Source organism: Pseudomonas sp. GLN_2 (assembly GCF_043106005.1).
Classification (GTDB): Bacteria; Pseudomonadota; Gammaproteobacteria; order Pseudomonadales; family Pseudomonadaceae; genus Aquipseudomonas; species Aquipseudomonas alloputida.
In genome coordinates, this window is sequence record NZ_JBICMC010000077.1 from 145534 (window position 1) to 162186 (window position 16653).

Annotated in this window: 17 protein-coding genes and 1 pseudogene; 2 read left to right on the top strand and 16 right to left on the bottom strand. The window is 63.2% G+C overall.

From position 1 onward, the window contains the following. Window positions 1-3: 3 nt before the first annotated feature. The 14 genes and pseudogenes from ACF8Q6_RS17620 to paaF form a co-directional block, all read right to left on the bottom strand. Entirely contained in the window at window positions 4-1236 is a 1233-nt protein-coding gene (locus ACF8Q6_RS17620; RefSeq protein WP_392491854.1) for an OprD family porin, read from the bottom strand. 39 nt (window positions 1237-1275) lie between these two features. Then, a pseudogene (locus ACF8Q6_RS17625) lies at window positions 1276-2844 on the bottom strand (cation acetate symporter); the annotation flags it as partial. Further along, window positions 2835-3143: a DUF485 domain-containing protein gene (locus tag ACF8Q6_RS17630; protein WP_004374508.1), complete on the bottom strand. Its 309-nt coding sequence runs from the start codon at window positions 3141-3143 to the stop codon at window positions 2835-2837. The pseudogene ACF8Q6_RS17625 and the gene ACF8Q6_RS17630, both read right to left, overlap by 10 nt. Before the next feature lie 141 nt (window positions 3144-3284). After that, complete coding sequence (gene paaE / locus ACF8Q6_RS17635; protein ID WP_161773754.1) at window positions 3285-4361, bottom strand: 1,2-phenylacetyl-CoA epoxidase subunit PaaE; 1077 nt, start codon at window positions 4359-4361, stop codon at window positions 3285-3287. A gap of 15 nt (window positions 4362-4376) precedes the next feature. Continuing rightward, on the bottom strand, window positions 4377-4910 hold the full coding sequence (paaD, locus tag ACF8Q6_RS17640; protein WP_004374513.1) for a 1,2-phenylacetyl-CoA epoxidase subunit PaaD: 534 nt from the start codon (window positions 4908-4910) through the stop codon (window positions 4377-4379). Further along, entirely contained in the window at window positions 4897-5655 is a 759-nt protein-coding gene (gene paaC / locus ACF8Q6_RS17645; RefSeq protein WP_004374516.1) for a 1,2-phenylacetyl-CoA epoxidase subunit PaaC, read from the bottom strand. Before paaC ends, paaD begins: the two co-directional genes overlap by 14 nt. Before the next feature lie 8 nt (window positions 5656-5663). Beyond that, window positions 5664-5945, bottom strand: a complete 282-nt coding sequence (gene paaB / locus ACF8Q6_RS17650) for a 1,2-phenylacetyl-CoA epoxidase subunit PaaB (RefSeq protein ID WP_004374528.1) — start codon at window positions 5943-5945, stop codon at window positions 5664-5666. Between the two features lie 25 nt (window positions 5946-5970). Further along, window positions 5971-6960, bottom strand: coding sequence for a 1,2-phenylacetyl-CoA epoxidase subunit PaaA (gene paaA, locus ACF8Q6_RS17655; protein WP_004374531.1), 990 nt, complete (start codon window positions 6958-6960; stop codon window positions 5971-5973). A gap of 226 nt (window positions 6961-7186) precedes the next feature. After that, window positions 7187-8506 carry a phenylacetate--CoA ligase PaaK gene (paaK, locus tag ACF8Q6_RS17660; protein ID WP_392491856.1) on the bottom strand — a complete coding sequence of 440 codons (1320 nt, stop codon included), beginning with the start codon at window positions 8504-8506 and terminating at the stop codon, window positions 7187-7189. A 121-nt stretch (window positions 8507-8627) separates the two neighbouring features. Further along, window positions 8628-9848: a 3-oxoadipyl-CoA thiolase gene (gene pcaF, locus ACF8Q6_RS17665; RefSeq protein ID WP_392491857.1), complete on the bottom strand. Its 1221-nt coding sequence runs from the start codon at window positions 9846-9848 to the stop codon at window positions 8628-8630. Then, the gene (gene paaI / locus ACF8Q6_RS17670; RefSeq protein WP_012052299.1) at window positions 9841-10281 is read right to left on the bottom strand and encodes a hydroxyphenylacetyl-CoA thioesterase PaaI; all 441 of its coding nucleotides are present in this window, start codon (window positions 10279-10281) and stop codon (window positions 9841-9843) included. The genes pcaF and paaI overlap by 8 nt, the downstream gene beginning before the upstream one ends. Next, the gene (gene paaH / locus ACF8Q6_RS17675; protein ID WP_392491858.1) at window positions 10274-11791 is read right to left on the bottom strand and encodes a 3-hydroxyacyl-CoA dehydrogenase PaaH; all 1518 of its coding nucleotides are present in this window, start codon (window positions 11789-11791) and stop codon (window positions 10274-10276) included. The genes paaI and paaH overlap by 8 nt, the downstream gene beginning before the upstream one ends. Before the next feature lies 1 nt (window position 11792). Continuing rightward, window positions 11793-12584 (bottom strand): 2-(1,2-epoxy-1,2-dihydrophenyl)acetyl-CoA isomerase PaaG, encoded by a 792-nt coding sequence (gene paaG / locus ACF8Q6_RS17680; RefSeq protein WP_121783485.1) that lies wholly within the window; start codon window positions 12582-12584, stop codon window positions 11793-11795. A gap of 34 nt (window positions 12585-12618) precedes the next feature. Further along, on the bottom strand, window positions 12619-13392 hold the full coding sequence (gene paaF / locus ACF8Q6_RS17685) for a 2,3-dehydroadipyl-CoA hydratase PaaF (RefSeq protein ID WP_012052296.1): 774 nt from the start codon (window positions 13390-13392) through the stop codon (window positions 12619-12621). Between the two features lie 345 nt (window positions 13393-13737). Between paaF and paaY the strand changes: the two genes are divergently transcribed. Together paaY and paaX are read left to right on the top strand one after the other, a co-directional pair. Then, complete coding sequence (gene paaY, locus ACF8Q6_RS17690) at window positions 13738-14337, top strand: phenylacetic acid degradation protein PaaY (RefSeq protein WP_014861994.1); 600 nt, start codon at window positions 13738-13740, stop codon at window positions 14335-14337. 77 nt (window positions 14338-14414) lie between these two features. Beyond that, a complete protein-coding gene (paaX, locus tag ACF8Q6_RS17695) occupies window positions 14415-15338 on the top strand; it encodes a phenylacetic acid degradation operon negative regulatory protein PaaX (RefSeq protein WP_267827436.1) in 924 nt (307 codons plus the stop codon). A 58-nt stretch (window positions 15339-15396) separates the two neighbouring features. Here paaX and fnrC read toward each other — a convergent pair whose 3' ends face one another. Both fnrC and ACF8Q6_RS17705 read right to left on the bottom strand, forming a co-directional pair. Further along, window positions 15397-16194 (bottom strand): Crp/Fnr family transcriptional regulator FnrC, encoded by a 798-nt coding sequence (gene fnrC, locus ACF8Q6_RS17700; RefSeq protein ID WP_392491859.1) that lies wholly within the window; start codon window positions 16192-16194, stop codon window positions 15397-15399. 2 nt (window positions 16195-16196) lie between these two features. Then, entirely contained in the window at window positions 16197-16445 is a 249-nt protein-coding gene (locus tag ACF8Q6_RS17705; RefSeq protein ID WP_392491861.1) for a hypothetical protein, read from the bottom strand. Window positions 16446-16653: the final 208 nt, after the last annotated feature.

The following is a 16653-nucleotide window of genomic DNA, read 5'->3' on the forward strand; positions in this document are numbered from 1 at the left end:
CTGTTACCACAGCGCCAGGGTGTAGCCGATGATCAGGCGGTTTTCGTCCACGGCGTTGGTCAGGCCGTTGCCGGAGCGGAAGGTGACATTGCGCCAGCGCAGGCTGACGTCCTTGAACGGGCCACTCTGGATGACATACGTGATGTCGGTGTCGCGCTCGCGCTCGCGGCCATTGGTCACGGTGGCAGTTTCCGCGTGGCGACCGTCGGTGTAGCGGGTCATGAAGCTCAGGCCGGGGATGCCCATGGCAACGAAGTCGTAGTCGTAGCGCACTTGCCAAGCGTCCAGCCCGGCGCGGGTGAAGGTGTTGTAGGTGACCAGGTTGACGGTGAACGGGTCGCCGCCGTTGACGAACGGGAAGGCGCTGTCACCGGACATCTGCTGCCAGGTGGCGGTGAGCTTGTGCGCCCGCACGCCCAGGGTGAACATGGCGTTGAAGTTACGGTTGTCGATGTTGCCGGCACGCTCGGCACCGTCGTTGCGGCTGTCGAAGTAGCGCAGGTCACTGCGCAGGCTCAGTCCTTCTGCCAGTGGGCGGGTGTCGATCAGACCGACGAACTGCTGACGGTAGATGTCCTGGAGCTTGGCGTAGTAATAGCTGACCGTGGTTTGCGGGGTGATGGCGTAGCTGCCACCGCCAAAGTCCAGGTGGTCACTGCTGGCAGCGCCATAGCCGATGTCGTCGCGGCCAGACGAATCCCGCAGGTTGGCCTTGGTCAGGCGTCCGGCATTGAAGGTGAGGCCATCGAGGTCCTGACTGGTGAGCAGGCCACCCTGGAAGGTGGATGCCAGCAGGCGGGTGTCGTTGTACACCACCACCGGCAGGATCGGCTGCAAGGTGCCCACCCGCAAGGTGCTCTTGGACACGCGTACCTTGCCGGTCAGGCCTAGCTCGCTGTAGTCATCGACCGGTTCGTGGCTGTTCGGGCCAAAAGGCAGCAGGCCGGTATTGCGACGGTCGCGGCTGGAATCGAGCTTGATGCCCAACTGGCCCAGCGCGTCCACGCCAAAGCCGACCGGGCCCTCGGTAAAGCCCGACTCCAGCCTGGCGGTAAAGCCTTGGCCCCATTCCTCGGCCTTGGCCTGCGGGGCGTTACTCTGGCGAAAATCACGGTTGATGTAGTGGTTGCGCAGCTCCAGGCGTGCATGGCTGTCGCCGATGAAGTCGGCCAGCGCGGGCATCGGCAGGGCGAAGGTGGCCAGCCAGGCGGCTGACAGGAAGTGTGTGCGGTTCATTGTTGTTGTTTTACCCGACATGTCTGTTCGTCCTTGAAGTCAGTGTTTGCTGGCGCCAGCCGCACCGATACCGGTCATGGAGCGGATGAACTGGCCCAGGTAGCGACCACGCTCTTCAACGGCACGTTCGGAGGTGTCGGTAACCGAGAACACCCAGGCACTGAGGAAGGCCAGGCTCATGGAGAACAGCGCAGGGTTGCTGTAGGGGAACAGCGCCGTTTCGTTGTGCAGTACGTTGACCCACACCGCCGGGCCCAGCACTACCAACAGCACCGCCGAGACCAGCCCGGCCATGCTGCCGCACACCGCGCCACGGGTGGTCAGGCCTTTCCAGAACATGGAAAGGAGCAGCACCGGGAAGTTGACCGAAGCGGCCACCGCCAGCACCAGGCCGGAAAGGAAGGCAATGTTCTGCGACTCGAACATCAGGCCCAGGATCACCGCCAGCAGGCCGATGAGCAACGTGGCAATGCGTGACACGCGCATTTCCTCTTGCTCGGTAGCCCTGCCTTTGCGCATTACGCAGGCATACAGGTCGTGGGACACGGCCGATGCCCCGGACAGCGCCAGGCCGGCGACCACAGCCAGAATGGTGGCGAAGGCGACGGCAGAGATGAAGCCCAGGAACAGGTTGCCACCCACGGCCTGGGCCAGGTGCACGGCGACCATGTTGCCGCCACCGATGATGGCGCCGGTGGCGTCGCGGTAGGACGGCTCGGTGCCGACCATGACGATGGCGCCAAAGCCGACAACGATCAGCAGCAGGTAGAAGTAACCAATGAAACCGGTGGCATAGAACACGCTCTTGCGTGCTTCCTTGGCATCACTGACAGTGAAAAAGCGCATCAGGATATGCGGCAGGCCAGCGGTGCCGAACATCATGCCCAAACCGAGGGAAATGGCGTCCACCGGGTTGGACAACAAGCCGCCTGGGGCCATGATCGCCTGGCCCTTGGCATGCACGGCCACCGCACTGGCAAACATGGCCTCGGTGCTGAAGCCGAAGTGCTTGAGCACCATGAAGGCCATGAAACTGGTGCCAGAGAGCAGCATTACCGCCTTGATGATCTGCACCCAGGTGGTGGCGAGCATGCCACCGAAGGTGACATAGGCAACCATCAGCACACCGACCAGCATGACCGCGTAGAGGTAGCTGATGCCGAACAGCAGCTCGATCAGCTTGCCGGCGCCGACCATTTGCGCCACCAGGTACATCAGCGCCACCACCAGGGTGCCGAAAGCCGAGGTCAAGCGCACCGGGGTTTGCGCCAGCCGGTAGCTGACCACGTCGGCGAAGGTGTACTTGCCCAGGTTGCGCAGGCGCTCTGCAATCAGGAACAGGATGATCGGCCAGCCCGCCAGGACACCAAGGGCATACAACAGGCCGTCGTAGCCGTTCATGAACATCATCGCGGAAATGCCCAGGAACGAAGCGGCACTGATCATGTCCCCAGCGATCGCCAGGCCGTTCTGCATGCCGGTCAAGCCGCCGCCGGCGGTGTAGAAGTCGCTGGCCGAGCGGGTGCGCAAGGCAGCCCAGCGGGTGACCAGCAGGGTGAAGCAGACAAACACCATGAACATCGAAATGGCGGTCCAGTTCATTGTGCGCACTCCTGCTTGACCTTGTCGTTGAGCGGGTCGAGCACGTTGTTGGCGCGGTGCACATAGATGCCGGTCAGGGCAAAGGACAGCAGCACCATCAACACGCCCACCAGCATGCCGACCGTGGTCACGCCCCCGCTGAGGGACTGGCCAAGGGTGCTGGGCGAAAACGCAACCAGCAGGACGAAGCCGTAGTAGACCACCAGCATGGCCAGGGTCAGGCTGCCGTTGAGGCGGCGCTTGCGCCGCACCAGGTGCTGGAAGTCGGGGTGGTTGGCAATGCTTTCTATGCGTTCGGGTGTCATGGCAAGCGATCTCTTGGTTTTGTAATTGTTGTGTTGAGGTCACGCGGGGTATTGCGTTGTTGCTTAGGCCCTCTTCGCAGGTAAGGATGCTGCCCCAAGGCCCTGTAGGAGCGGGTTTACCCGCGAAGCAGTCGACTCGGTCTACAACTGGTCGAAGTCCAGCACCACCTTGTCGCTCACCGGGTAGGTCTGGCACGACAGCACATACCCGGCCGCCACTTCGTAGTCTTCGAGGGCATGGTTGCTGTCCATCTCCACTTCGCCCTCGATCACCCGGCACTTGCAGGTGGAGCACACGCCGGCCTTGCACGAGTAGGGCAGCTCAGCGCCAATGGCGTTGCCGGCGTCCAGCACGTTCTGGGTGTTGCGCGGCAGGTCGAAAGCAAGGGCGCGGCCGTCGCTGATCACGGTGATGTGGCTAAGCGCCGAATCCACCTGGCGTGCCGCCTCACGGGCTTCGCGGCGGGCCTCGCTGCCGGCGGCGGCGAACAGCTCGAAGTGGATGCGTTCCTTGGACATGCCGTTGGCCTGCAGGCTGTCACGCACGGTCTCGGTCATCGCCTGCGGGCCGCAGATGAACGCCGCGTCCAGGCCGGCAACGTCCAGCCAGCGCGAAAACAGCTGGCCGCATTTGTCGGCGTCGATGCGGCCGTTGTACAGGTCAACATCCTGCTGTTCGCGGCTGAACACGAAAATCAGGTTCAAGCGGTCGAGGTAACGGTTTTTCAGGTCTTCGAGCTTGTCGCGGAACAGCGCCCCCGAACTGGAGCGGTTGCCGTACAGCAAGGTGAAACGGCTGTGCGGCTCGCTGGCCAGCGTAGTGGCGATGATCGACAGTATCGGGGTGATGCCGCTGCCGGCGGCCACCCCCAGATAGTTGCCCTGGCGAGCCGGGTCCAGCGGCACGAAGAAGCTGCCCGATGGCGGCATTACTTCCAGCTGCTGGCCTTCCTTGAGCACTTCATTGGCAAACGCCGAGAAGCGCCCGCCCGGGACGCGCTTGACGGCCACGCGCAGTTCGCCGTCCTGTACGGCGCTGCAGATGGAGTAGGAGCGGCGGACTTCTTCGTTATCCAGCTGGGTGCGCATGACCAGGTACTGGCCCTGAGTGAAGCGGAACTGGTCCTGCAGGTGCTCGGGCACATCGAAGGCAATCGATACCGCATCACGGGTCTCATTGCGCACTTGCTTGATGGTCAGGCTGTGAAACTGGCTCATGATGGTCTCCACGGCTCAAATGCATTTGAAATAGTCGAATGGCTCCAGGCACTCGCGGCAGCGGTACAGCGCCTTGCAGGCCGTGGAGCCGAACTGGCTGAGCAATTCGGTATGGGCGCTGCCGCATTGCGGGCAGCACACCTGGGGGGCTTCGCCGAGCAGGCTGCGCTTGCTGGCACTGCCTTGCGGCGGCGCAATGCCATAAGCGCGCAGGCGCTCGCGGCCCAGTTCGCTGATCCAGTCAGTGCTCCAGGCCGGGGTCAGCCGGCGCTCCAGCTCTGGCGCGGTGAAACCGGCCTGTTCCAGCGCCTGGCGGATATCCCCTTCGATGACTTCGGTGGCCGGGCAGCCAGAGTAGGTCGGGGTGACCACTAGGTGCAGGTGGCCGGCGCGCCAATCGACATCGCGCACGATCCCCAGGTCGACCACGCTGACCACCGGCACTTCAGGGTCCATGACCTGGCCCAATACCGCCCAGGCGCGAGCCAGGTCGTCGCCTTGCTGTGCCCGCGCGCCGCGGTCGCCGGCAATCAGTTCACCAGGTTGCATCGGGGTAGGCCCTTGGCAGGAACTGCATTTCGGCCAGCAGCAGGCCCAGATGTTCGGTGTGCAGGCCTTTGCGGCCATCCAGGTAGAAGTGGCTGGCGGCCTTGGGCAGCGGCAGTTCGACCGAAGCAAACGTCGCGGTGACCTGCTTCAGCCAGGTGGCGCCGACGGTAGCTGGATCGGCGCCGATACCGCATTCGGCCAGACGGACTTCGTTGTCGCTGCCAGCGGTGAGCTCAACGGTGAAGCGCCACAGTGTCGGGATAGCGGCAAGCATGCGCTGGCGGCTGGCATCGGTACCACCGCCCAGACGTTGTACCCATTCGCTGGACCGGCGCAGGTGGTAGGTGACTTCCTTCAGGGCCTTGGCGGCAATACCGGCGATTCGCGCGTCGCTGGACTCGACCAGCTCCTGCAGCACGGCGAAGTGCCACGCGTCGTAAAGGAACTGCTTGGTCATGGTCACGGCAAAATCACCGTTGGGTTGCTCAACCAGCAGCAGGTTGCGGTAGGCGCGCTCGTCACGGCGGAACGCCAGGGCATCGGCATCACGGCCATCGTCGAGCAGCTCGGCGGCATACTCCAGCCAGTTGCGGGCCTGACCGACCAGATCGAGACCGACGTTCATCAGGGCCAGCTCTTCCTCGATGGCCGGGGCGCGGCCACACCATTCACAGAGGCGCTGGCCCTGGACCAGGGCGCTGTCGCCGAGCAACAGCAGATAGGGGATAAGGGCTTCTTTATGCATGGCCCACCTCACATGTGTCCGACTTCGTCGGGCAGCTCGTAGAAGCTGGCATGGCGATAGACCTTGTCGTCCGAGGGGGCGAACAGCGGGTCTTTCTCGTCGGGGGAGGAGGCGGTGATCAGCGCCGACGGCACCACCCACAGGCTCACACCTTCGCTACGGCGGGTGTAGAGCTCGCGGGCGTTCTCGATGGCCATGGCGGCATCGGCGGCGTGCACGCTGCCGACATGCTTGTGGTTAAGGCCGTGCTTGCTGCGCACGAACACTTCGTAGAGGGTCCAGACAGACATTTTCGATCTCCGCATCAATCGCCGCTCAGGCGGCGTTCTTGTTCTGTTGCTTGCGCGCATAGGCCACAGCGGCCTCGCGTACCCAGGCGCCATCCTCGATGGCCTTGCGCCGGGTGGCGACACGTTCCAGGTTGCACGGGCCATTGCCCTTGATCACTTCGTAGAACTCGTCCCACTGGATTTCGCCAAAGTCGTAGTGGCCGCGCTCGGCGTTCCACTTCAGCTCAGGGTCAGGCGCAGTGCAGCCAAGCAGTTCCAGCTGCGGCACGGTCTGGTCGATAAAGCGCTGGCGCAGTTCGTCGTTGGTCTGGCGCTTGATCTTCCAGGCCATCGACTGGGCGCTGTTGGGCGAGTGTTCATCGCTCGGGCCGAACATCATCAGCGCCGGCCACCACAGGCGGTTGATGGCGTCCTGAACCATGTCGCGCTGGGCTTGGGTGCCCTGACGCATCATGGTCAGGAGCATTTCGTAGCCCTGGCGCTGGTGGAAGCTCTCTTCCTTGCAGATACGGATCATCGCGCGGGAGTAGGGGCCGTAAGAGGTGCGCTGCAGCACCACCTGATTGACGATGGCGGCGCCATCCACCAGCCAGCCCACAGCGCCCATGTCGGCCCAGCTGAGGGTGGGGTAGTTGAAGATGCTCGAGTACTTGGCCTTGCCGCTGTGCAGTTTGTCGATCTCTTCGTCGCGGTCAGCCCCCAGGGTTTCCATGGCGCTGTACAGGTACAGGCCGTGACCGGCTTCGTCCTGAATCTTGGCCATCAGCTGCAGTTTGCGCTTGAGGCTGGGGGCACGGGTGACCCAGTTGCCTTCGGGCAGCATGCCGACGATTTCCGAGTGGGCGTGCTGGGAGATCTGCCGGATGAGGGTCTGGCGGTAGGCCTCGGGCATCCAGTTCTTGGCTTCGATCTTGATTTCGGCGTCGATCTTTTCCTGGAAGTTGCGTTCCTCGGGGGACATTTCTTCCAGCGTCTTGACGCGCTTGACGCCGGTTTCCACTAACTGTGCGTACATGTGCTGCGACTCCTGCTAAGGCATGAGTCATTTGTAAGCGATACAAAACACAACGTCAAACACATTTATGTGTATCAAGTAAGATTTGTGTATCGCATTGCCGGCCAAGGGGCTGTTGCAGCCCACTCTCGGCACAAGGCTGCGCCTGCATCAGCGCGTGCCAGAGGGAACGCAGGCAAAAAAAAGGCCCCGGGCAATGCCGGGGCCGAAATGGCAGCCGATTGGGTCAGCTGGCCAACCGTTTGTCGAACACATGGCACGCCTTGCCCTCGGAGCGCTTGAGCGTGCCGCAGGGTTGCAGGTGCACCTGGGTGCTGATGCCGATGTAAGTCTTGATCTGTTTGGTCAACTCCCCGACAACCAACCTGCGCTGGCCTTCGTCAAGGTGCTGGCACTCTGCGCGCAGTTCCACATGCACTTGGACACTGTCCAGGTTTCCATTGCGATACAGATGGATCTCATACAGCTCTGAAAGCTGTTTTATTTTTAGGACCTGTTCCTCGATCTGGGTCGGGAACACATTGACCCCGCGAATGATCAGCATGTCGTCACTGCGGCCCGTGATCTTGCCGATCCGCCGCATTGGCCGAGCGGTGCCGGGCAGCAGCCGGGTGAGGTCGCGGGTGCGGTAGCGCACCATCGGCAATGCCTCTTTGCTCAGCGAGGTAAATACCAGCTCGCCAAGCTGGCCATCCGGCAGTACCTCGCCGGTAGCTGGGTCGATGATCTCAGGATAGAAGTGGTCTTCCCAGATGGTCGGGCCGTCTTTGGTCTCGATGCACTCCATGGCCACGCCGGGGCCCATGATCTCCGACAGGCCATAGATATCGAGGGCATTGATGCCCAGGCGCTGCTCAATTGAACGGCGCAGCTCGTCGGTCCACGGCTCGGCACCAAAAATGCCCAGGCGCAGCTTGAGGTGGTGGGGGTCGATGCCCTGACGCTCGATTTCATCAGCCAGGTTGAGCATGTAGGACGGGGTGACCATGATGATGTCGGGCTGGAAGTCGCGAATCAGCTGCACCTGCTTTTCGGTCTGGCCACCGGACATGGGGATCACGGTGCAGCCCAGGCGCTCAGCGCCGTAGTGCGCGCCGAGCCCGCCAGTGAACAGCCCGTAGCCGTAGGACACATGCACCTTGTCACCTTTGCGCCCGCCGGCCGCCCGAATCGAACGGGCAACCACGTTGGCCCAGGTGTCGATATCGTTCTGGGTGTAGCCGACCACCGTCGGCTTACCAGTGGTGCCACTGGAGGCATGCAGGCGCACCACTTCTTCCTGGGGCACGGCGAACATGCCGTAGGGGTAGTTGTCACGCAGGTCGTTCTTGCCGGTGAAGGGGAACTTCGCCAGGTCTTCCAGGCACTTGAGGTCATCGGGGTGGGCGCCGCTCTCGGCAAAGCGCTGGCGGTACAACGGCACATTGTCGTAGGCGTGCTTCAGGCTCCAACGCAGACGCTCCAGCTGGTGCTGGCGCAGGGCGTCGACGCTGGCGGTTTCCATCGGGTCCAGCAGGGCACGATCGGCATCATGGTACATGTTCATGGCTTCACTCGAATTGTTCTTGTACGCCGCGCGCCAGCGGTTGCAGGCCACGCGGTGAGTGTCATGGAGGCAGCATATACGGCTGCGTTCAGTTCGGTAACAAGCGCAGGGCCCGAACCGCTCAGAGGCGCTCGATGATCATGGCGATGCCTTGACCTACACCGATGCACATGGTGCACAGGGCGTAGCGGCCGGCCGTTTCTTCAAGCTCGTGCAAGGCAGTGGTCACCAATCGAGCACCGCTCATGCCCAGTGGATGGCCCAGGGCGATGGCGCCGCCGTTGCGGTTGACGCGTGGGTCGTCGTCGGCCAGGCCCAGCTCGCGCAACACGGCCAGCCCTTGAGCGGCAAAGGCCTCATTGAGTTCGATGACATCCAGGTCAGCCAGTGCCAGGCCGGTGAGCGCCAGCACCTTGCGGGTCGCAGGCACCGGACCAACGCCCATCAGCCTGGGCTCAACCCCGGCCACCGCCATGCCGACGATGCGACCGCGGGCCTTCAACCCATGGCGGCGGGCCGCGGCGCTGCTGGCCAGCAGCAGGGCGCAAGCGCCGTCATTCACGCCGGAGGCATTACCCGCCGTTACGCTGCCGCCTTCACGAAACGGCGTCCCGAGCCGAGCCAGCTGCTCCAGGGTCGTGTCGCCACGCGGGTGCTCGTCATGCTCGACCACTTTGGCTGGGCCTTTGCGTTGCGGGATTTCGACCGGCACGATTTCCCGCGCCAGGCGGCCGCGGGCCTGAGCGGCTGCAGCCTTGTGCTGGCTGCGCAGGGCAAAGGCATCCTGGTCGGCGCGCGAGATGCCGAACTGTTCGGCCACGTTTTCAGCCGTTTCCGGCATCGAATCGATGCCGTAGGCGGCCTTCATCAGCGGGTTGACGAAACGCCAGCCGATCGTGGTGTCGAACAGCTCGGCCGCACGCCCGAATGCCTGCTCCGACTTACCCATCACAAACGGCGCACGCGACATGGATTCCACACCGCCGGCCAGCATGAGCCCCGCTTCACCGCAGCGCAGGGCACGTGCCGCATTGCCGATGGCATCCAGGCCGGAACCGCACAGGCGGTTGATCGTGGTCCCTGGTACTTCGACTGGCAGCCCGGCCAGCAGGCTCGCCATGTGAGCCACGTTGCGGTTGTCTTCGCCGGCCTGGTTGGCACAGCCGAAGATAACGTCATCAATGGCTTTCCAGTCCAGTTCAGGGTGGCGCTGGACCAAGGCTTTGAGCGGGATGGCCGCCAGGTCGTCGGCGCGCACGCTGCTCAGGGCCCCGGCATAGCGGCCAATGGGGGTGCGCACGGCGTCGATGATCAAGGCATCGGCGTGGGTCGGTTCATTCATCTTGCGTCTCCTGCGCCAGCACGGTGCCGCGCACTTTGTAGGATTTGCCATGGAACATCGCCACCAGCTCACCACGCTGGTTGTCGATGCGCACGTCGTACAGGCCGGTGCGGCCTTTGCGGCTGACTTCGCTGGCGTGGGCGGTGAGCACGTCATCGCGCAGTGCCGGGGCCAGGTAGTCGATGGTGCAGCCCAGCGCCACCGTGGCCTGGTCGTAGCTATTGCAGGCGAAGGCGAACGCCGAATCGGCCAACGCGAACAGGAAACCGCCATGGCAGGTGCCATGCCCCTGGATCATGTCGGCACGTACCGCCATGCGCAGGCTGGCCCGGCCTGGGCCGGCATCCAGCAGGCTGATGCCCAGGCCCTGAGTGGCCGGGTCGCGGGCGTACATGGCGTCGGCACAGGCTTGTGCCAGTTCCACTTCAGTCATGCAGGGTGCCTCCTTTGGCTTCACAGCGGCGCAACAACAGGGAAGGGCGGTAGCGGCTCTCGCCGTAGCTGCGCTGCAGGTTGTCGAGCACGCGCAGGGTATGGGCAATACCGATGTTCGCCGCCCAGGCCAGCGGGCCGCAGGGGTAATTGACGCCGGCGCGCATGGCCAGGTCGATGTCGGCGGCGCTGCCGACGCCCTGAAGCACCGCATCGGCGGCCTCGTTGGCGAGCATTGCCACGGTGCGCAGTACCACCAGGCCGGGCAGGTCGGCGACACCGGTCACTTTCAGGCCGGCACGCCGCAGCAAGGCTACGGCTTGGTCGCGGGCGCTGTCAGTGGTATCGGCGGACCAACTGATGGCAAGGCGGGTGGCGCTGCTGTAGTCCAGCGCCAGGTCGAGCAGCACAAGGTTGCGCAGGCCGTCTTCGCGGGCACGCTGGCTGGCCAGGCGGCCATCGGACAGGGCCAGGGTGGCATCGCCCACCTGAATCAAGCCACTACCGGCGCGCTGGGTCACGGCAATGCCGCTTTGGCGAAGGCGCTCGACCAGCGGCTGCATCACCCCCAGGTTGCCCTCGACAACGCAGGCCTCTGCGCAGGCGGGGCTGTGCAGTTCGGCCGGCTGCGGACGCTCGACGCCTTCGGCATAGCGATAGAAGCCTTGGCCGGTCTTGCGCCCCAGGCGACCGGCGTCCACCAGTTCCTTCTGCACCAGCGAAGGCTGGAAGCGGAAATCGCCATAGAAAGCATCGAATACTGAACACGTGACAGCGTAATTGACATCATGACCAATCAGGTCGGTCAGCTCGAACGCCCCCATGCGAAAGCCGCCAGCGTCACGCATCAGCGCATCCAGGCTGGCGCAATCGGCGGCACCTTCCTGCATCAGGCGCAGGCTTTCGGCATAGAACGGCCGCGCTACACGGTTGACGATGAAACCCGGTGTAGAGCGTGCGTGGACCGGCTGCTTGCCCCAGGCCTGGGCAGTGGCGTAGATGCATGCGGCCACTGCCGGGTCGGTTGCCAGGCCCGACACCACCTCGACAAGCGCCATCAGCGGTGCCGGGTTGAAGAAGTGCATACCCACCAAGTGCTGCGGGCGTTCAAGGCCAGCGGCGAGGCTGGTGATGGACAGTGACGAAGTGTTGCTGGCAAGGATACAGTCGGCTGCGCACAGGGCTTCGAGCTGGCTGAACAACGCTTGCTTCACCTGCAGGTTTTCGACGATGGCTTCAATGACCAGGCCGGCATTTGCCAAAGCGTCGAGTGTATCGACCGGGCACAAGCGGGCATTGATCGCTTCGCGCTCAGCGGCCAGCAACGTTCCTTTGTCCACCAGCCGGGCCAGTTGGCGATCGATACCCGTCACCGCCTGGGCGGCAGCACCCGGGCGGTTGTCGTAGAGCTTGACGGGGTGGCCGGCCTGGGCCGCAACCTGGGCGATACCGGCGCCCATGGCGCCGGCGCCGATCACCGCCACCTGCACATTGCTTGCGAGTGCGGCCATTTCAGCGCCCCTTGAAGGCTGGCGTGCGTTTGTTCATGAAGGCGCTTACGCCTTCGCGGTAGTCCTCGCTGCGCCCGGCCAGGCGCTGCAGGTCGCGCTCCAGCTCCAGCTGTTCCTCAAAACCGTTGTCGAAACTGGCATTGAGGCTGCGCTTGATCAGTGCCAGGCCGTAGGTGGGCTGGGCGGCGAGCTGGCGGGCGAGGGTGAGGGCTTCGTCACGCAGCGCGGCATCATCCACCACGCGGTGGATCAACCCCCATTGCTCGGCCTGTTCGGCGCCAAGGCGCTCGCCCAGCATGGCCAGCGCCTTGGCCCGGGCCATACCGACCAAGCGCGGCAGCAGCCAGGTACCGCCGGAGTCCGGCACCAGGCCGATCTTGCAGAAGGCCTGGATGAAACTGGCCGAGCGGGCGGCCAGCACCAGGTCGCAGGCCAAGGGAATGTTGGCACCGGCACCGGCCGCCACGCCGTTGACCGCACAGATCACCGGCAAAGGCAGGTCGCGCAGGGTGCGTACCAGCGGGTTGTAAAACTTGTCGATCGATTGGCCCAGGTCCGGCATTTCGGCGCCTGGGGCAACGTTGCGGTCGGACAGGTCCTGCCCGGCGCAGAAGCCGCGGCCTTCAGCCGTCAGCAGCAGCACCCGCGCGTCACTGCTTTGGCGCACTTGCTTGAGCGCTTCGCGCACCTCCAGATGCATGGCCGTATTGAAGCTGTTCAGCTGCTCGGGGCGGTTCAATGAAAGGAAGGCAACGCCGTCCTCGATGGAAAACAGGATGTGCTGGAAAGTCATGACAGACTCGCTCCGTCAGTCGAGAGAATGATGATCAGCGCCCCTGGAAACGGGCTTGGCGCTTTTCCTGGAAGGCGCGGATGCCTTCATCGCGGTCGGCGGTGCCAGCCAGCAGGGTGAAGGCATGGCGCTCGAAGCGCAGGCCGCTGGCCAGGTCGGTATCACCGGCCTTCAGTAACGCCTCCTTGGCCAGGCGCACGGCCAGCGGCGCTTTGGCGGCGATGCTGCGGGCAACCTGCATGGCGCGTTCTACGGTGAGTTCGGGCTGGGTGATTTCGCTGACCAGGCCGGCCTGCTGGGCGCGGTGAGCAGTGATGGCTTCCCCCGTCAGTACCATCTGCATGGCCAACGGCTTACCGACGGCACGCAACAGGCGCTGGGTGCCGCCAGCACCGGGGATGATGCCAAGGTTGATTTCCGGCTGGCCGAAACGGGCGTCGGTCCCGGCGATGACGATGTCGGCGCACATTGCCAGTTCACAGCCGCCACCCAGGGCATAGCCGTTGACTGCGGCAATCAGCGGTTTGGCGAATGCGGCGATGCTTTGCCAATGCGCTACGCGCGGGTCATTGAGGATGCCGACCAGGTCGCGATCAGCCATCTCGCGGATGTCGGCGCCTGCGGCGAAAGCTTTGCCACTGCCGGTAATCACTGTGGCCCGGACATGCTCGTCGTCCCCGGCAGCCTGCAGCGCAGCAGCCAGTTCTGCCAGTAGCTCGGTGCACAGGGCATTCAAGGCCTCGGGCCGTTGCAGAGTAATGAGCTGAACGCCATGTTCGGGCGCCTGCACGTCGATATATCGCGGCATGTCGGGTTCCTCTGGCTGCACGCACGGCACATCGCGTGGCCGGCATTTTTTGGAATTGTTTGCAGGGGCGTAATGCGGGATCACGACCAGGTGAGGTCAGTATATGCTCATTGCGATACAGCAATGCAAGCTTAGAAATACTTTCGCGTATCTCTTTTTTCTTTTTCAGTGGCCAATCCACAGAGCAATGCCCGCAGATAAATCGTTTCATCTGGTTATTATCTGGTATTTACCGGCGGTTTTTGCCTGGCAGAATCAAATCAACATAAGCGATACACGATTGACGACCAAACAGCTTCTGATACAAGATCGAAAGAAATTTCAAATCATTTCAGGAGTGATGCCATGCCTTGCTATCGACTGGACGGCCTGACGCCCGTTGTTCACCCGACAGCCTACGTGCACCCCAGTGCAGTCCTGATCGGCGACGTCATCGTTGGACCCCGCTGCTACATCGGCCCACTGGCATCGCTCAGGGGCGATTTCGGCCGCATCGTGCTGGAGGAGGGCGCCAACTTGCAGGACACCTGCGTGATGCACGGTTTCCCGGGGGGCGACACCGTAGTAGAGCGTAACGGGCACATCGGCCATGGCGCCGTGCTGCACGGCTGCCGTGTGGGCGAAGACGCATTGGTCGGCATGAACGCCGTGGTGATGGATGGTGCCCATGTAGCACCACGCAGCATCGTCGCGGCCACCGCCTTCGTCAAAGCTGGCTTCGAAAGCGCGGCGCAGAGCCTGGTGATGGGGTCGCCAGCCCAAGTCAAACGCCCACTGACCGATCAGGAGCTTGCCTGGAAACAGCGCGGGACGGCGGAGTACCAGCACCTGGCGCAGCGCTCCATGAACAGCATGGTCGAATGCCCGCCGCTGGCCGAGGCAGAGCCGGGACGCCCGCGCATGGAAGACACCGGGGTCAGGCCCAAGGGCCAGGCGAGCGCATGAGCCTGGCAGCGACACGCAATGGCCAGGCGGCCCAACGCACAGGTATAGTCGGTGCTTTATCCGCGCACAGTTCGCCCATGAGCACTCTTGCCCCACTGAACCACTTGATCACCCGCTTTCAGGAACAGACGCCGATCCGCGCCAGTTCCCTGATCATCACGTTGTACGGCGATGCCATCGAGCCGCACGGCGGTACAGTCTGGCTCGGTAGCCTGATCAACCTGCTGGAACCGATCGGCATCAATGAACGGCTGATTCGCACGTCGATCTTTCGCCTGACCAAAGAAGGTTGGCTCACCGCAGAAAAGGTGGGTCGACGCAGTTATTACAGCCTGACAGGCACTGGCCGTCGGCGTTTCGAAAAAGCCTTCAAGCGCGTCTATAGCCCAAGCCAGCCAGCCTGGGATGGGGCCTGGACGCTGGTGTTGCTGTCGCAACTCGAGGCGGGTAAACGCAAGGCCGTGCGTGAAGAGCTGGAGTGGCAGGGGTTTGGTGTCATGGCGCCGAACCTGCTGGGTTGCCCACGGGCAGACCGTGCCGACCTGGTGGCCACGTTGCGTGACCTTGAGGCCGGCGACGACAGTATCGTCTTCGACACCCACACCCAAGAGGTGCTCGCGTCCAAGGCGATGCGCGCCCAGGTGCGGGAAAGCTGGCGTATCGACGAACTGGGGCAGCAATACAGCGAGTTTATCCAGCTGTTCAGGCCGCTGTGGCAAGGTTTGAAAGAGCAGCCGTTGCTGGATGCCCAAGATTGCTTCCTTGCGCGCACGCTGCTGATTCACGAGTACCGCCGCCTGCTGCTGCGCGATCCGCAACTGCCCGATGAGCTGCTGCCAGGGGACTGGGAGGGAAGGGCTGCGCGGCAGTTGTGCCGTAACCTCTACCGACTGGTGTTTGCCAAAGCCGAAGAATGGTTGAATGCAGCGCTGGAAACAGCAGATGGCCCATTGCCGGACGTGAGCGAGAGTTTTTACAAGCGTTTTGGCGGGTTGGTTTGAGGGGAGTGCTCGCCTCACAGTGCCGCGGCCAACATTCACGGCGTCGAACAGGGTGCCTTCAGGGGCCCTTGGCCCCACACTCACCGCCACCTTGTTCCAGTGCCATGAGTGCAGGCATATCGAGAATTTCTACCAACCTGCCATGCAGGTCGACGATACCCAGCGCGCGCAGACGGGCGACGGATCGGCACACGGTTTCCAGGCGTAAACCCAGGTACGAAGCCATGTCTTCACGAGACATGCGCAACATGAAGCCATGGGCAGAGTAACCGCGGCTGACGAAGCGCCTGGAGAGCCCCACCAGGAAGCTGGCCAGCCGCTGTTCTGCTGTCAGGTTGCACAGCATCAGCACGCGCCCGTGCTCACGCACGATCTCGCGGCTCATCAAGCGATTAAGGCTTTGCTGCAGCTCCGGAAACTCACGCGCCAGGGTTTGCAAGCGACGATAGGGGACGGGGCAGACTTCGCTGTCTTCCAGGGCAATGGCGTCACAGACATGGTGCTCTGTGGCAATGGCATCGAGGCCGAGTACATCGCCCGGCATCCAGAAGTTGATCACCACGCCTTGTCCCTCGGCGGTGTTCAGGCTGGTCTTGAAACTGCCACAACGTACGGCATAGAGCATGGTCAGCGGATCGTTGGCATTGAACAGCGCGGCACCCTTGCGAATGCGCATGCGTGGGCCTATCAAGGCGCCCAGGCAGCTGTTGTCGTCAACCGGCAGACCAGTGGGGAGGCACAGGCCGCTTACCCGGCAATCCATGCAGTGGTTCACCAGAGGTTTCAGGTGAATAGGGTTTGCCTTGGACAATGCGTTGGGTGAGTCGAGCAGGGTGACGTTCAGCTGGCCAGGCATTTTCAGGCCTCCTTCGCATTTTGGAGGCCGCTTTGGGCCCCTGCGCCATTACGCGCACCGAGCCCGACGGTCACCCCGGCATGGGGCGACCAATCAGCAAGCATGTCACGCGAGTGGGGGGCATTGAGGCGGCTTGTAAGCCGTTCAACAAACCGCTCGGCTTCGGCAGCCGTCCTGAAACCCACCCGCCAGTCATCCATGTGTACCCAACAGCGTCCCTGCTCTATGTGCTTCTCGACGTAAACGTTCATCAGGGCCTCCAAAGCATGTATCGGTAGACAATGCAGAATGAAGGCGTCCCTGCCGGCAGTGCAGGTGAAACTCAGGGCGGTGTCGCCATGGCACGCCTGCGGGGCCTGAAGTGGCTGTGATCTGGGTACAGGGTGCGCCGGCGAAGTCCCGAGGTATTGATCCGCGTCAAGTTCTTGCGCCATGGGCAATGCCACTGGTCGGTAGGTG

What these genes read in the sequence shown, in the direction of transcription:
- ACF8Q6_RS17620 (WP_392491854.1), bottom strand. Translation starts at nt 1,236, where the DNA reads ATGAACCGCACACACTTCCTGTCAGCCGCCTGGCTGGCCACCTTCGCC.
- ACF8Q6_RS17630 (WP_004374508.1), bottom strand. Translation starts at nt 3,143, where the DNA reads ATGACACCCGAACGCATAGAAAGCATTGCCAACCACCCCGACTTCCAG.
- paaE (WP_161773754.1), bottom strand. Translation starts at nt 4,361, where the DNA reads ATGAGCCAGTTTCACAGCCTGACCATCAAGCAAGTGCGCAATGAGACC.
- paaD (WP_004374513.1), bottom strand. Translation starts at nt 4,910, where the DNA reads ATGCAACCTGGTGAACTGATTGCCGGCGACCGCGGCGCGCGGGCACAG.
- paaC (WP_004374516.1), bottom strand. Translation starts at nt 5,655, where the DNA reads ATGCATAAAGAAGCCCTTATCCCCTATCTGCTGTTGCTCGGCGACAGC.
- paaB (WP_004374528.1), bottom strand. Translation starts at nt 5,945, where the DNA reads ATGTCTGTCTGGACCCTCTACGAAGTGTTCGTGCGCAGCAAGCACGGC.
- paaA (WP_004374531.1), bottom strand. Translation starts at nt 6,960, where the DNA reads ATGTACGCACAGTTAGTGGAAACCGGCGTCAAGCGCGTCAAGACGCTG.
- paaK (WP_392491856.1), bottom strand. Translation starts at nt 8,506, where the DNA reads ATGAACATGTACCATGATGCCGATCGTGCCCTGCTGGACCCGATGGAA.
- pcaF (WP_392491857.1), bottom strand. Translation starts at nt 9,848, where the DNA reads ATGAATGAACCGACCCACGCCGATGCCTTGATCATCGACGCCGTGCGC.
- paaI (WP_012052299.1), bottom strand. Translation starts at nt 10,281, where the DNA reads ATGACTGAAGTGGAACTGGCACAAGCCTGTGCCGACGCCATGTACGCC.
- paaH (WP_392491858.1), bottom strand. Translation starts at nt 11,791, where the DNA reads ATGGCCGCACTCGCAAGCAATGTGCAGGTGGCGGTGATCGGCGCCGGC.
- paaG (WP_121783485.1), bottom strand. Translation starts at nt 12,584, where the DNA reads ATGACTTTCCAGCACATCCTGTTTTCCATCGAGGACGGCGTTGCCTTC.
- paaF (WP_012052296.1), bottom strand. Translation starts at nt 13,392, where the DNA reads ATGCCGCGATATATCGACGTGCAGGCGCCCGAACATGGCGTTCAGCTC.
- paaY (WP_014861994.1), top strand. Translation starts at nt 13,738, where the DNA reads ATGCCTTGCTATCGACTGGACGGCCTGACGCCCGTTGTTCACCCGACA.
- paaX (WP_267827436.1), top strand. Translation starts at nt 14,415, where the DNA reads ATGAGCACTCTTGCCCCACTGAACCACTTGATCACCCGCTTTCAGGAA.
- fnrC (WP_392491859.1), bottom strand. Translation starts at nt 16,194, where the DNA reads ATGCCTGGCCAGCTGAACGTCACCCTGCTCGACTCACCCAACGCATTG.
- ACF8Q6_RS17705 (WP_392491861.1), bottom strand. Translation starts at nt 16,445, where the DNA reads ATGAACGTTTACGTCGAGAAGCACATAGAGCAGGGACGCTGTTGGGTA.